The organism is Streptomyces sp. NPDC042102, assembly GCF_055582305.1.
Map to the genome: position 1 here is coordinate 352,687 of NZ_JBVJDL010000003.1, position 13,035 is coordinate 365,721.

Annotated in this window: 15 protein-coding genes; 5 read left to right on the forward strand and 10 right to left on the reverse strand. The window is 70.5% G+C overall.

Going from position 1 to position 13,035, the window contains the following annotated elements:
- The first annotated feature begins 52 nt into the window (after positions 1-52).
- The 3 genes from ACZ6KO_RS14895 to ACZ6KO_RS14905 all read left to right on the forward strand — a co-directional run bounded on the left by ACZ6KO_RS14895 (position 53) and on the right by ACZ6KO_RS14905 (position 3,328).
- Entirely contained in the window at positions 53-325 is a 273-nt protein-coding gene (locus tag ACZ6KO_RS14895; protein WP_469304380.1) for an SCO4848 family membrane protein, read from the forward strand.
- Positions 322-1,590, forward strand: a complete 1,269-nt coding sequence (locus tag ACZ6KO_RS14900) for a metallophosphoesterase (protein ID WP_469304381.1) — start codon at positions 322-324, stop codon at positions 1,588-1,590. Before ACZ6KO_RS14895 ends, ACZ6KO_RS14900 begins: the two co-directional genes overlap by 4 nt.
- Positions 1,591-1,768: 178 nt before the next feature.
- The gene (locus tag ACZ6KO_RS14905; RefSeq protein ID WP_469304382.1) at positions 1,769-3,328 is read left to right on the forward strand and encodes an ABC transporter substrate-binding protein; all 1,560 of its coding nucleotides are present in this window, start codon (positions 1,769-1,771) and stop codon (positions 3,326-3,328) included.
- A gap of 31 nt (positions 3,329-3,359) precedes the next feature.
- Here ACZ6KO_RS14905 and ACZ6KO_RS14910 read toward each other — a convergent pair whose 3' ends face one another.
- The 9 genes from ACZ6KO_RS14910 to ACZ6KO_RS14950 form a co-directional block, all read right to left on the reverse strand.
- Positions 3,360-4,091: a TetR family transcriptional regulator gene (locus tag ACZ6KO_RS14910; RefSeq protein WP_469304383.1), complete on the reverse strand. Its 732-nt coding sequence runs from the start codon at positions 4,089-4,091 to the stop codon at positions 3,360-3,362.
- A 21-nt stretch (positions 4,092-4,112) separates the two neighbouring features.
- A complete protein-coding gene (locus ACZ6KO_RS14915) occupies positions 4,113-4,523 on the reverse strand; it encodes a thiol-disulfide oxidoreductase DCC family protein (protein ID WP_469304384.1) in 411 nt (136 codons plus the stop codon).
- A gap of 1 nt (position 4,524) precedes the next feature.
- Positions 4,525-4,932: a hypothetical protein gene (locus tag ACZ6KO_RS14920; RefSeq protein WP_469304385.1), complete on the reverse strand. Its 408-nt coding sequence runs from the start codon at positions 4,930-4,932 to the stop codon at positions 4,525-4,527.
- A 98-nt stretch (positions 4,933-5,030) separates the two neighbouring features.
- Entirely contained in the window at positions 5,031-5,594 is a 564-nt protein-coding gene (locus tag ACZ6KO_RS14925; protein ID WP_469304386.1) for a Uma2 family endonuclease, read from the reverse strand.
- A 156-nt stretch (positions 5,595-5,750) separates the two neighbouring features.
- Complete coding sequence (locus tag ACZ6KO_RS14930; RefSeq protein ID WP_401456746.1) at positions 5,751-6,509, reverse strand: succinate dehydrogenase iron-sulfur subunit; 759 nt, start codon at positions 6,507-6,509, stop codon at positions 5,751-5,753.
- Positions 6,509-8,263 (reverse strand): succinate dehydrogenase flavoprotein subunit, encoded by a 1,755-nt coding sequence (gene sdhA, locus ACZ6KO_RS14935; protein WP_469304387.1) that lies wholly within the window; start codon positions 8,261-8,263, stop codon positions 6,509-6,511. Before sdhA ends, ACZ6KO_RS14930 begins: the two co-directional genes overlap by 1 nt.
- 22 nt (positions 8,264-8,285) lie before the next feature.
- On the reverse strand, positions 8,286-8,768 hold the full coding sequence (locus ACZ6KO_RS14940) for a succinate dehydrogenase hydrophobic membrane anchor subunit (protein WP_469304388.1): 483 nt from the start codon (positions 8,766-8,768) through the stop codon (positions 8,286-8,288).
- Between the two features lie 5 nt (positions 8,769-8,773).
- A complete protein-coding gene (gene sdhC, locus ACZ6KO_RS14945) occupies positions 8,774-9,154 on the reverse strand; it encodes a succinate dehydrogenase, cytochrome b556 subunit (RefSeq protein WP_401456741.1) in 381 nt (126 codons plus the stop codon).
- A gap of 170 nt (positions 9,155-9,324) precedes the next feature.
- The gene (locus ACZ6KO_RS14950) at positions 9,325-9,792 is read right to left on the reverse strand and encodes a 2-oxo-4-hydroxy-4-carboxy-5-ureidoimidazoline decarboxylase (protein WP_469304389.1); all 468 of its coding nucleotides are present in this window, start codon (positions 9,790-9,792) and stop codon (positions 9,325-9,327) included.
- A 441-nt stretch (positions 9,793-10,233) separates the two neighbouring features.
- Between ACZ6KO_RS14950 and ACZ6KO_RS14955 the strand changes: the two genes are divergently transcribed.
- A complete protein-coding gene (locus ACZ6KO_RS14955; protein ID WP_469304390.1) occupies positions 10,234-10,923 on the forward strand; it encodes an RNA polymerase sigma factor in 690 nt (229 codons plus the stop codon).
- Positions 10,923-11,912, forward strand: coding sequence for a hypothetical protein (locus ACZ6KO_RS14960; protein ID WP_469304391.1), 990 nt, complete (start codon positions 10,923-10,925; stop codon positions 11,910-11,912). Before ACZ6KO_RS14955 ends, ACZ6KO_RS14960 begins: the two co-directional genes overlap by 1 nt.
- Before the next feature lie 230 nt (positions 11,913-12,142).
- On the opposite strand, the gene ACZ6KO_RS14965 is transcribed toward ACZ6KO_RS14960, so the two are convergent.
- On the reverse strand, positions 12,143-13,033 hold the full coding sequence (locus ACZ6KO_RS14965) for a L,D-transpeptidase family protein (protein WP_469304392.1): 891 nt from the start codon (positions 13,031-13,033) through the stop codon (positions 12,143-12,145).
- Positions 13,034-13,035 lie beyond the last annotated feature (2 nt).

The following is a 13,035-nucleotide window of genomic DNA, read 5'->3' on the forward strand; positions in this document are numbered from 1 at the left end:
GGACAGCCCACCCCGGAGCGTCCGCCCCGGGGACGCTGTCGATACTGATGGCATGAAACTCAGCCGTGCCGCCTCCTGGTTCCTGCTCGCGTTCGGAGCGTGGACCTGGTTCATCTGGGTGTCCTTCGTTCGGAACCTGTGGAGGGACGGCGGCGGGCTGGCCTTCGACGACGCCGGTGACCCGACCGCGTACTTCTGGGTGCACCTGGCGCTCGCCGTGACGTCCTTTCTCCTGGGGACGGCCGTCGGGGTGATCGGGTTGCGCGGCGTGCTCGCGCTGCGGCGCGCGTCACGCGAGCGCGGTACCAAGGATGGTGCGGCATGACGGTCGTCCTCGCCACGGGGGCCGTCCTGCTGGTCCTCGCCCTGCTGTACGCCGTCCACCGCTGGCTGTGGATCCGGCTGGTCCGGGACACCACGACGGCCGGTTCCCGGCCGCGCCGCGTGCTGACGGTCACCGCGTTCGTGCTGCCCCTCCTCGCGCTCGCCGCCCTGTCGGCGGGGCGGGCCGGGGCGCCGTTCTGGCTCCAGCAGCTCGTCTCCTGGCCGGGGTACCTGTGGCTGCCGGTCCTGCTGTACCTGACCCTGGCCATGCTCGTCGGCGAGGCCGTACGGGCCGTGTGGCTGCGCCGGGCGGCCCGGGCCGGGCGGGGCGCGTACGAGGCGCCGGTCGCCGAGCTCGCGGCCACCCCCGCCCCGCCGGCGGCCGAGGCACGGCCCTCCGGGGACGAGGCCCCCTCGGACCCCGGCGCGGCCGCCGCCGACCTCACCCGGCGGACCTTCGTCGCGCGGGCGGTCGCCGGGGCCGCGGTCGCCGCGGCCGCGGGAACGGTCGGCTACGGCACGTACGGCGTGCTGCGCGGCCCCCGGGTCAAGCGGGTGACCGTGCCCCTGGCCAAGCTGCCGCGCGCGGCACAGGGCTTCCGGATCGCCGTCGTCAGCGACGTCCACCTCAGCGCCGTCCTCGGACGGGCGCACACCGAGCGGATCGTGGAGACGGTCAACCGGACGCAGTCCGACCTGATCGCGATCGTCGGGGACCTCGTCGACGGCGACGTCGGCGACCTGCGCGGCGCGGCCGAGCCGCTCGCCCGGCTGCGGGCCCGGCACGGGACGTACTTCGTCACCGGCAACCATGAATACTTTTCCGGTGCCCAGCAGTGGCTCGACCACGTCCGTGAGCTGGGGCTGACCCCGCTGGAGAACGCCCGCCGCGAGATGCCGTACTTCGACCTCGCCGGCGTCAACGACATCGCGGGCGAGCGCGAGGGCCAGGGCCCCGACTTCGGCAGGGCGCTGGGCGACCGGGACCGCTCCCGCGCCGCCGTACTGCTCGCGCACCAGCCGGTCGTCATCCACGACGCCGTCCGCCACGGCGTCGACCTCCAGCTCTCCGGCCACACCCACGGCGGCCAGCTCTGGCCCGGCAACTACCTCGCCGAACTCGCCAACCCCACCGTGGCCGGACTCGAGCGCTACGGTGACACCCAGCTGTACGTGTCCCGCGGCGCCGGCGCCTGGGGCCCGCCCGTACGGGTCGGCGCGCCCTCCGACATCACGGTGGTCGAACTCGCCTCGTACCAGGCGTGAACGCCGTGCGGATCGCGCAAGGGGTCCGTGGGGATCGTGAAGAGCCCGTAATGAAACACCCTTCCGCCTCCCAATTTTCCGTGATTGGGTGACCGGTAATCGGATAGGTATGCGTCGGCAGTCGGACATGTGCAGTCCCCGACGGCCGTCGCGGGGTGGGGCAAGAGGAGAGTCACGGATGCGGTCTGTCCGGTCCAAGGTCATAGCGGCCGCACTGGTCCTCGGTGTCGTGGGGGTGGGGGCCTGGCAGCTGCTTCCGGCCACCGGGGGCGACGCCAAGGGCGCGATCGAGGTGGGGACGACCGACGTCGTCTCCTCCCTGGACCCGGCCGGCGCGTACGACGCCGGCTCCTGGGCCCTGTACAGCAACGTCTACCAGTCGCTGCTGACGCTCAAGACGGGCTCGGACACGCCGATTCCGGACGCGGCGAGCTCCTGCAAGTTCATCGGGCAGAAGCTCACCACGTACCAGTGCGAGCTGCGCCCGGACGTGAAGTTCTCCAGCGGCCGTGCCATCACCGCGGAGGACGTCAAGCACTCCTTCGACCGGATCAAGGCGATCAACTCCGAGCAGGGCCCGGCGCCGCTGTTCAACACCCTGGAATCGGTCAAGGCCGAGGGCCGGACGGTCACCTTCAACCTGTCGGCGCGCGACGCCACCTTCCCCTTCAAGATCGCCACGGGTGCCGCGTCGATCGTCGACAAGGACAAGTACCCGGCGAAGGCGCTGCGCACCGAGGAGAAGGTGGACGGCTCCGGCCCGTACGTCCTGGGCGCCTTCAAGGCGAGCACCTCCGCCGAGCTGAAGCCCAACGAGAACTACGTGGGCCAGGCCAAACCGGCGCACGCGCCGGTCACCGTGAAGTACTACGAGGGCTCCGCCGAGCTGCACAAGGCCTGGACGGACCGGCAGATCGACGTCGCCCACCGCGACATGCCGCCGGACGTCCTGGCCGGGCTCAACCCGAGCCTGAAGGACACCCGGTACCAGCAGAGCGGCGGCACCGAGACCCGCAGCATGGTCTTCAACGTGCGCCCCGGCTCCGCGATGGAGAAGGAGCCGGTACGGCGGGCCGTGGCGGCCGCGATCGACCGCAGCAAGGTCTCCAGCCAGGTCTACAAGAGCACGGTCACCCCGCTGTACTCGCTCGTCCCGGCGGGCATCGGCGGTCACACCACGCCGTTCTTCGACGCCTTCCCCGAGCCCAGCGGCACCAACGCCAAGAACATCCTCAAGGCGGGCTCGGTCAACGGTACGGTCGCCTTCACGCTCGGCTACAACGTGCGCGGCGCGAACGCGGCGGAGGCGCAGGAGATCAAGCGGCAGCTGGACGAGACCGGCCTGTTCAACGTCACGCTCAAGCCGGTCGAGAAGTGGGCCGACTTCCAGAAGGCGTACGCGGCCGGCGAGTTCGACGCCTACACCATCGGCTGGATCGCCGACTTCCCCGACGCGGACAACTTCACCGCCCCGCTCATCGGCCGCGACTCCAGCATGAACAACGCGTTCAGCGACAAGGCCATCGACGAGCTGATCACCCGTACCCAGTCCTTCTCCCACCGCGCCGAGGCGGCCAACGACTTCCGCGAGGTGCAGCGGCTGACGGCCGTGCACGTGCCGATGCTGCCGATCTGGCAGAAGAAGGACTACGTGATGTCGCGCGACGCGGTGTCCGGCGCCCAGTACCTCTCCGACGGCACCGGCGTGTGGCGCCTGTGGGAGCTCAACTGGCTGTAGCCGGACCGGCCCGCCGCGTGTCCCGGACCCGCTACTCCGCTGCGCCGGGGTGCGGGTCCGAGGCCTTCTTGCGGCCGACGGCCGCCTGCGCCATGCCGGGCAGGAAGTCCGCGAACAGCTCGTGGACCTCCCGTACGAGCGGGCGCAGCACGCGGAACCGGGCCAGGACGATGCCGCGCGTGGTGAGCTGCGCGCCGCGCTCGGCCAGCCGCCGGGTCTTCTCGCTGTTCTCGGAACGGTCGAAGACCCAGTACAGGACCAGGCCCATGTGCGAGAGCCACATCAGCTCGGGCAGGACGTCGGCCAGTTCGTCCGGGACCTTGGTCTTCGCCCCGGCGAGCACCTCGCGGTGGAGGTCGATGACCTGCCTGCGGGCGGGTTCGGACTCGGGGGAGAACGGGCTGAGCGGACTGGCGGGGTCCGCCGCGTTCTTGAAGAACTGGGCGGCGAACTCGTGGTACGGGGCCGCGACGTCGAGCCAGCTGGTCAGCACGCCCGCGAGCCGCTTCTGCAGGTCGGTCTCCCGGGCCAGGATGGGCCGTACCGCAGCCTGGTGGGCGGCGCCGATCCGGTCGTAGAAGCCCTGGACCAGGTGCTCCTTGGACTCGAAGTAGTAGTAGGCGTTGCCGACCGATACTCCCGCTTCCTTGGCGATGGCCCGCATGGTCGTCTTGTCGTAACCGCGTTCCTGGAACAGCCGGAGCGCGGTTTCGAGGATGAGCGTGCGGGTCTGCTCGCTCTTGGGAGCTTTCTGATCAGTCACGGTGTCCGAGCCTATCGGTGCTCAACGCGGGGCCGCGCACTGGTCTTCGCACGCCGGACCGGAGGCGTCCGCAGGCGCGCGGGTCAGGTCGCGCCACTTGGCGGCGGCGAGCATCGCGGTGCGGGCGAAGGGCCGGCCGGCCGGGGTGGCCAGCCAGTTCGCCCTGGCCCGGTGCTCGGCCAGGGCCCACAGGCAGACGATGAAGGCATCGGTACCGGTGAAGACCTGGCCGCGGTCGCCGATGACCGTGATCTCGCGCAGGGTGGCCGCATGGTCGAGGGCGGGAAACCGCCGACGGGCCTCGGCGGACCCGGCCGGGACCAGCGCCAGCGGTACGAGCCGGCGCTGGCCGAGGAGCCACTCGCGGATGTGCGCGCAGAGCGGGCACCGGGCGTCGTACAGGACGACGAGCCCGCGGACCGGGGCGGCCACGTCACCAGGTCCCGGCCGGTGCGGTCCGGCCCTGCGGTGCGACCGGCGGGATCTGCTGGCGCTCCATGATGCCCCGGCGGCGGATCTTGTTGAGCACCCAGACGTTGAGCAGGTGCATCACGCCGAGGACGAGCAGCACCACGCCGAGCTTGACCGAGAGCGCCTCGAAGAGCCCCCGGGCGTCGGCGACGGCGTCGGCGGCGCGCAGGTAGAGCGTGACGAAGCCGAGGTTGACGAGGTAGAAGCCGACGACGAGCAAGTGGTTGACGGCGTCGGCGAGCTTCTCGTTGCCCTGGAGGACGTCGGCGATGAAGATGCGGCCGTTGCGGCTGAGAGTCCGGGCGACCCAGATGGTCAGCCCGACGCTGATGAGCAGATAGATGACGTACGCGACCACGGTGAGGTCCATGCCCCCCGCCTCCTTGAACGTGTTCAAATGCTGGGCATGACTGACTCTAGACCTATTTTTGAACAGGTTCAAGCGAGTGCCTGGGGAGCAGTCCGCCGCTACCGCGCCGCGGTGAGCAGGGCCTCGACGTCCAGGGTCACCTTGGCCCCGATCGACTCGGGGAGGGCGACGACCTCGCCGGGGGCGTGGACGCGGTGGGTGGCGTAGTCGTCCTGGGCCGGGTCGGTGAGGACGTGCAGGCGGTCGTGCTTGCGGTCGATGATCACGTAGACGGGCACCTTGGCGTTGGCGTACGCCCGGACCTTGGTGCGCAGGTCGGCCTGGTAGTTGATGGAGGTGACCTCCAGGACCAGCCGGAAGACGACGGGGTCGAGGCAGTTGAACTCGACCTCGTGGTCCTCGCCGTCCGCATCGACGATCGCGAGGTCGGGAATGGCGTAGTCCTCGGGCCCGTCCGGGAGCCAGATCCCGACGCCCTGGAGCACTTCTGACGACTCGTCGTCCAGCCCAGCCGTGATGAAGGACACCATGAGGTCGGTCAGAACCTCCTGGTGGGGGCCGTCCCGCAAGGGTGACAGCAGGATCTGACCACCGATGACCTCGATGCGGCAGCCGGGGTTCCGTGCCATGAACCAGTCGGCCGCGTCGAGCAGAGTGCGCATGGTGTGCCTCCCCGGAGTCGTCACAGGGGTCAGCATCGCGTGGTCGGCCGGTTCCGCGGGGAGAGTTGGGCCGCGCTCACCTGTATGGGCGAGGGCCCCGCCCCCCGGTGCGGAACCGGGGTGCGGGGCCCTCGTACGAAGGGGAGGACCGGGAGGTCAGAAGCGGCGCGTGATCAGGGCGCGCTTGACTTCCTGGATCGCCTTGGTGACCTCGATGCCGCGCGGGCAGGCATCCGTGCAGTTGAACGTCGTGCGGCAGCGCCACACGCCGTCCTTGTCGTTGAGGATCTCCAGGCGCTGCTCGCCGGCCTCGTCACGCGAGTCGAAGATGAAGCGGTGCGCGTTGACGATCGCCGCCGGGCCGAAGTACTGGCCGTCGTTCCAGAACACCGGGCACGAGGAGGTGCACGCGGCGCACAGGATGCACTTGGTGGTGTCGTCGAAGCGCTCGCGGTCCTCGGCGGACTGCAGACGCTCGCGCGTCGGCTCGTTGCCCGTCGTGACCAGGAACGGCATGACGTCGCGGTACGCCTGGAAGAAGGGCTCCATGTCGACCACGAGGTCCTTCATCACCGTCAGGCCCTTGATGGCCTCGACGGTGATCGGCTTCTCCGGGTTGATGTCCTTGATCAGCGTCTTGCAGGCGAGCCTGTTCTTGCCGTTGATCCGCATCGCGTCGGAGCCGCAGATGCCGTGCGCGCACGAGCGGCGGAAGGTCAGCGTGCCGTCGAGGTCCCACTTGATCTTGTGGAGACCGTCGAGCACGCGCTCCTTCGGGTCGATCTCGATCTGGAAGTCCTGCCACTCCGCCTGGTCGGAGACCTCGGGGTTGAAGCGGCGGATCCGGAAGGTGACCGTGATGTACGGGGAGGCGGCGGACTCCGCCTCCACCTTGTCGAGGGTCGGGGTGGCCATCAGTACTTACGCTCCATCGGCTGGTAGCGGGTCTGGACGACGGGCTTGTAGTCGAGACGGACCGAGTCCGTGCCGTCGGCGCTGACCTCGCGGTACGCCATGGTGTGGCGCATGAAGTTGACGTCGTCGCGGTTCGGGTAGTCCTCGCGGTAGTGACCGCCGCGGGACTCCTTGCGGGCCAGGGCCGAGACGGCCATGACCTCGGCCAGGTCGAGCAGGTTGCCCAGCTCGATGGCCTCCAGCAGGTCCGTGTTGAAGCGCTTGCCCTTGTCCTGGACGGACACGTTCTTGTAGCGCTCGCGCAGCTCCGCGATCTTCTCGACGGCCGTCTTGATGGTCTGCTCCGTACGGAAGACCATCACGTTGGCGTCCATCGTCTCCTGGAGCTCCAGGCGCAGGTCCGCGACCCGCTCGTTGCCCGTGGACTCGCGCAGCCGCTCGACCTGGTCGACGACGAGCTGCGCCGGGTTCTCGGGCAGCTCCACGTAGTCGCTCTCGGCCGCATAGTTGGCCGCCGCGATACCCGAGCGCTTGCCGAAGACGTTGATGTCCAGCAGCGAGTTGGTGCCCAGGCGGTTGGCGCCGTGCACCGAGACGCACGCGACCTCGCCGGCCGCGTACAGGCCGGGGACGACGGTGGTGTTGTCGGACAGGACCTCACCCTCGACGTTGGTCGGGATGCCGCCCATGGCGTAGTGCGCGGTGGGCTGGATCGGGATCGGGTCCGTGTACGGCTCGATGCCGAGGTACGTACGGGCGAACTCGGTGATGTCCGGGAGCTTGGCGTCGAGCTGCTCCGGCGGCAGGTGCGTCAGGTCCAGGTACACGTGGTCACCGGCCGGACCGCAGCCGCGGCCCTCACGGATCTCGGTGTAGATGGAGCGCGAGACGACGTCACGGGACGCGAGGTCCTTCATGACCGGCGCGTACTTCTCCATGAAGCGCTCGCCGTCCTTGTTGCGGAGGATGCCGCCCTCACCGCGGGCGCCCTCCGTCAGCAGGATGCCCATGCGCCAGATGCCCGTCGGGTGGAACTGGAAGAACTCCATGTCCTCCAGCGGCAGACCGCGCCGGTAGCAGGCCGCCTGGCCGTCGCCGGTGAGGGTGTGCGCGTTGGAGGTCACCTTGAAGAACTTGCCGGTGCCGCCGGAGGCGTAGATGACGGCCTTCGCCTGGAAGACGTGGATCTCGCCGGTGGCCAGCTCGTACGCGACGACGCCGGCCGACTTCTTGACCCCGTCCTCCTCGACGATGAGCTGGTCCAGGACGTAGAACTCGTTGAAGAACTCCACGCCCTCCTTGACGCAGTTCTGGTACAGCGTCTGGAGGATCATGTGGCCGGTGCGGTCCGCGGCGTAGCAGGACCGGCGGACCGGGGCCTCGCCGTGGTTGCGGGAGTGACCGCCGAAGCGGCGCTGGTCGATGGTGCCGTTCGGGGTGCGGTTGAACGGCAGGCCCATCTTCTCCAGGTCGAGGACGGCGTCGATGGCCTCCTTCGCCAGGATCTCGGCGGCGTCCTGGTCGACCAGGTAGTCACCGCCCTTGACCGTGTCGAAGGTGTGCCACTCCCAGTTGTCCTCCTCCACGTTCGCCAGCGCGGCGGCCATGCCGCCCTGCGCGGCGCCCGTGTGGGAGCGGGTCGGGTACAGCTTCGTCAGCACGGCGGTACGGCTGCGCTTCGTCGCCTCGATGGCGGCGCGCATGCCGGCGCCGCCGGCGCCGACGATGACGGTGTCGTACTTGTGGATCTTCATCGTTTCTGCCTCAGCCCCGTGCCTAGCGGATGTTCGGGTCGAAGGTGAAGATCACCAGCGTGCCCAGAAGGATGGTGAACACCGTGGCGGTGTAGAGCAGGCCCTTCAGCCACAGCCGCGTGTTGGCGCGCTCCGCGTAGTCGTTGATGACGGTACGCAGACCGTTGGCGCCGTGCAGCATCGCCAGCCACAGCATCAGCAGGTCCCAGGCCTGCCAGAACGGGGACGCCCAGCGGCCGGCCACGAAGGCGAAGCCGATCTTGGAGACGCCGCCGTCCAGCACCAGCTGGATGAGGAGGTGGCCGATGACCAGCACGACGAGGACGATGCCCGAGAGGCGCATGAAGAGCCACGCGACCATCTCGAAGTTGCCGCGGGTCGAGCGGGGCGTCTTGCCGGTCCGCTTGCGCGGGGCCTCGATGTACGGCGCCGGGTTGTCGGCGTCGTAGAGGCCTGCGCCCTCCACGTCGCCGATCGCCGAGGCGGAAGAAGTGTCAGAAGACATGCGTGTCACTTCCCGAACAGTTCGAGGTAGGCGTGGCCGAGTACGGGGTACAGGGCCCCGATCATCAGGACGACCCAGATGCCCACGACGCTCCAGAGCATCTGCTTCTGATAGCGGGGGCCCTTGGACCAGAAGTCCACGGCGATGACACGGAGACCGTTGAGCGCGTGGAACAGGATGGCGGCGACGAGGCCGTACTCCAGCAGCGCGACGATCGGAGTCTTGTAGGTAGCCACGACATCGTCGTACGCCTCAGGGGAGACGCGGACGAGAGCGGTGTCGAGGACGTGTACGAACAGGAAGAAGAAGATGAGGACGCCGGTGACTCGATGAGCCACCCAGGACCACATTCCTTCCCGGCCGCGGTACAACGTTCCAGCCGGCACGGAAAACCCTCCGGAAGCGGGGCGGGGGCCAGCCGGCTTCGTTGTCGGTCGGGCCCGGCCGGGTACGGTCCACCGGCCCCGGACATCGTAGCGACGAGTTGTCGGTTCCTTCGCGCGGGGTCCATCGGTGTGATCAAACAGGCACGGACGGACTATCCCACAGGGGCGAATCAGACCAATTCGGGCGCGTCCGCCAGGATCGCGAGGTCCCTCAGACGCTCCCCGGCGAGCCGGCGCAGTTCGTCGGCCGCCACCGCCCGTTCCTCGTCGGGCGAGTTCGCCAGCCGTGACTGGATCCCGCTGAGCACCTCGTTGAGATGGTCGTGCGGAGGGTGCCCGTCCAGACAGACCACGAAGGCGTGCCCGAACAGCCGCTCGTACTCCGCGTGGGCCGCGCGCAGCGCCAGATGGGCGGCGTACGGAGCCCGTTCGTCCAGCTCCGCGGAGTACTCGGCGGCCAGGGCCTCGGCCAGATCCGGCTGCCGCAGGTCGTACGCCGCCTCGTCGGCGGCGGCCAGCAGCGCAGCCAGGTCCGGGTACGGGCGGTGCGCGGCCACCCGCTGGGCCCAGCGGAGGCTGCCGCAGCACTGGAGCAGCGCCTCCTCGGCGGCCGCGGTCGTCGCGGCGTTCAGCCACACCAGACCGGGGGTGGAGCCGCCGCGGACCTGTGCCGGAAGGTGGCTGGACAGCGGGGGGCTCCTCGGGGACGGTCACGGGGGATCCCCACCACGCTAGCGAGGTCGGGCCGGGCGTGTCGTACCCTCTCGCGGGATTTCACCCGGATGAGGCGTTTGAAGGCGCGTCGGGCCAGGCAGACGCCCGGGCGGAGCCGGGCGACACTGGGACGAGGAAGAGGAAGAAGACGACCGAGGCCGCCACCCCCCACAGGAGAGGCCCCGGTCGCCTTCGGATACGGACTCGTGCGACAAGCCCGTACCCCTGTCAGCGTCTGCGGTGCGTTTTGTGTCACACCCCGCTCCGCGCAGGACTGGTTGCTCGTTGTACATCTCATGGACGAGAGGTGCTTGAAAGCCGTAACGTGCTGATTTGCGCCACACGTACAGGACAGGTTGGGGACTTTGCTGGGGGACGACGCGGAGCTGACCGCCGCGGTGCTCGCGGCACAGGACGGCGACGAGGACGCGTTCCGTGCTGTGTACCGCGCCGTGCACCCGCGCCTGCTCGGGTACATACGGACACTCGTCGGTGACACGGACGCCGAGGACGTGGCCTCCGAGGCATGGCTGCAGATCGCCCGTGACCTCGATTCCTTCACCGGCGACGCCGACCGCTTCCGCGGCTGGGCGGCGCGCATCGCCCGCAACCGGGCCCTGGACCACATGCGCATGCGCGGCCGCCGCCCCGCCATCGGCGGCGACGAGACCGAGCTCACCGGGCGCGCCGCCGACTGCGACACCGCCGGCGAGGCGATGGAATCCCTGGCCACCGGCCGCACCATGGCGCTGATCGCCCGGCTTCCGCAGGACCAGGCGGAGGCCGTGGTGCTGCGCGTGGTGGTCGGCCTCGACGCCAAGAGCGCCGCCGAGACGCTGGGCAAGCGCCCCGGCGCGGTCCGCACCGCCGCGCACCGTGGCCTGAAAAAGCTGGCGGAACTGCTGAACGCCGAGTCCGGAAGCGAAGTCGGACATAATGCCGGGAACCCCGGCCGGGATCTGGACGCCGTTCCCGCGCAACGCGGTCCGGGCGGGGGACTCGTGGAACAAACCGGTGTGACGCATTCACGTTGGCGGACGCAGAAGGACATGTGATGGCCGACGAGGGCAACAGGTGGCTGGACGGAGCCGCGGCGGAGAAGCTGCTGCGGGGCGAGCCGGTCGGACCTGTAGCCGATCACCGCGCGCGGGCGGACGCCGCCCGGCTGCGCGGTGCTCTGCATGCCCTCACGCCGCCCACACCGCCCCCGGGCGGCCCCGAACTCCCCGGTGAGGCGGCCGCCGTGGCCGCGTTCCGCGCCGCGCACGGCGCCCCGGCCCGCCCGGCCGGCGCCCCCGCGGCGGACCCGCTCCCCGCGGACGAGCCCGTCGTCGAGCTCAGCCCCGTCCGCACCGCCGCCGCACCCCGGCGCGGTGGCACCGTACGGTTCGGACTCGCCGCCGCCTTCGCCACGGTGGCCATCGGCGGGGTCGCCGCGGCGGCCGCCGGCGCGGGCCTGTTCGACCGGACCCAGCACACGAACGCCGGGCCCGCGCCGGCCGTGTCGGTGAGCGCCGGCGTCACCGCCGACTCGGCCGGCGGGATGACCGCGGCGCCCCAGCCCACGCCCGGTACGCGGCGGGACCCGCTGCGCGAGGACCTGGCGACGGCGTCCTCCGGGCCCGTCCAGAGCCCCGTCCCGGACGGTCACGGCGCCTTCACGGACCCGCAGACGCCGGGCGCCGGCGGCGCCGGTGACGGCGGCAAGGGCGGCGGCGACGGCGAGTCCGGCATGGACGCGGGCGCCACCGCCGGCACCAAGGACCGCGAGACCCGCCACCGGGCGATGGACCTGTGCCAGGACTTCCGCGCCGGCCGCCTCAGCGACGACCGGCGCGAGCGGCTCACCCGGCTCGCGCGCGGCACCCAGCGCGTGGCGCGCTTCTGCGACGCCCTGCTCGACGGCGGCAAGGGCGGTGCCGAAGGCGGGACCGGCAGCAGCAGTGGCTCCGGCACCGGCGGCAGCGATGTCGCCGAGGCCCCGACCGCGCTGCCGTCCGCGTCGGCCGGCGGCGGTTCGCTGGACTTCCGCAACCGCCGCTGACCCTTGTGCTCACCCGCCTGTAACACTTTTCGACCCGGCGGCGCAGTACATATCGAGCCGACTGGTCATCGGCGGCGCATGAGCCGGGGTTCCCCCCGTACCCCTGGGCTCTGCGCAACCGGCGCGGGCGGGGCACGTTCCCCCGGCCCCGCCCGCGCCCTCAACCGTCCTGGATCACCAGGCCTGGATCACCGCTCCGGGAGCACAGCTCCGGGAACATCGCTCCCGGATCACCAGTAGACGACGACCTTGTCGCCGACCTGCGCCTGGTTGAAGACCGCCGCGAGCTTCCCCTTGTCACGGACGTTCACACAGCCGTGCGAGGCGCCGTTGTAGCCGCGCGCCGCGAAGTCGGCCGAATAGTGCACCGCCTGGCCGCCGCTGAAGAACATCGAGTACGGCATGGCCGTGTGGTAGAGCGTGGAGGTCCACTCCTTCTCCTTGCGGTCCACCTTGAAGACGCCCTCGCGGGTCGGGGTGTTCTCCGAGCCGAAGCGCACGTCCATGGTGGAGACGACCTTGCCGTCGATCATCCAGGCGAGGGTGCGGCTCTCCTTGCTGATGCACAGCACCCGGCCCTGCATGCAGCGCGGGTCGGGGGCGTCCGCCTCGATGGTGGTCGGCGGGCGCAGCTCGGCCTCGGAGGGCTTCTTGCTGGCGCCCTCGATCTTCTTCCAGGTCGCGTCGTCCACCGAACCGTGGGCGCTCAGACCGTGCTTGGACTGGAAGGCCTTGACCGCGCCGGTCGTCTTGGAGCCGTAGAAACCGGTGGGCGCGACGTTCATCAGGCCCAGCTGCCTCAGGCGCGCCTGCAGCTCGCGGACCTGGTCGTTCTCGTCGCCGTTGGCCATGATCGCCTTGACGGCCGGCGTGGCCGACGCGGACTTGGAGGCCGACGCGGACGGCGACGGCGAGGCCTCACCGGGCTTGGCGTCGGGCGAGGGCGAGGCCGGGGCGGAGGTCTCGGGGGTGCTTCCCGCCGCGGACGCGGAGGGGGCCGGCGGGGCGGCGTCGGCCGGTCCCGCCTTCTGCGGCCCGCAGGCGGTCGCGGCGAGCGCGACGGCGGTGGCCACCCCGAGGCTGCGGACGATGACTCTCTGGCGGCGCGTGTGGCGGTGCATGC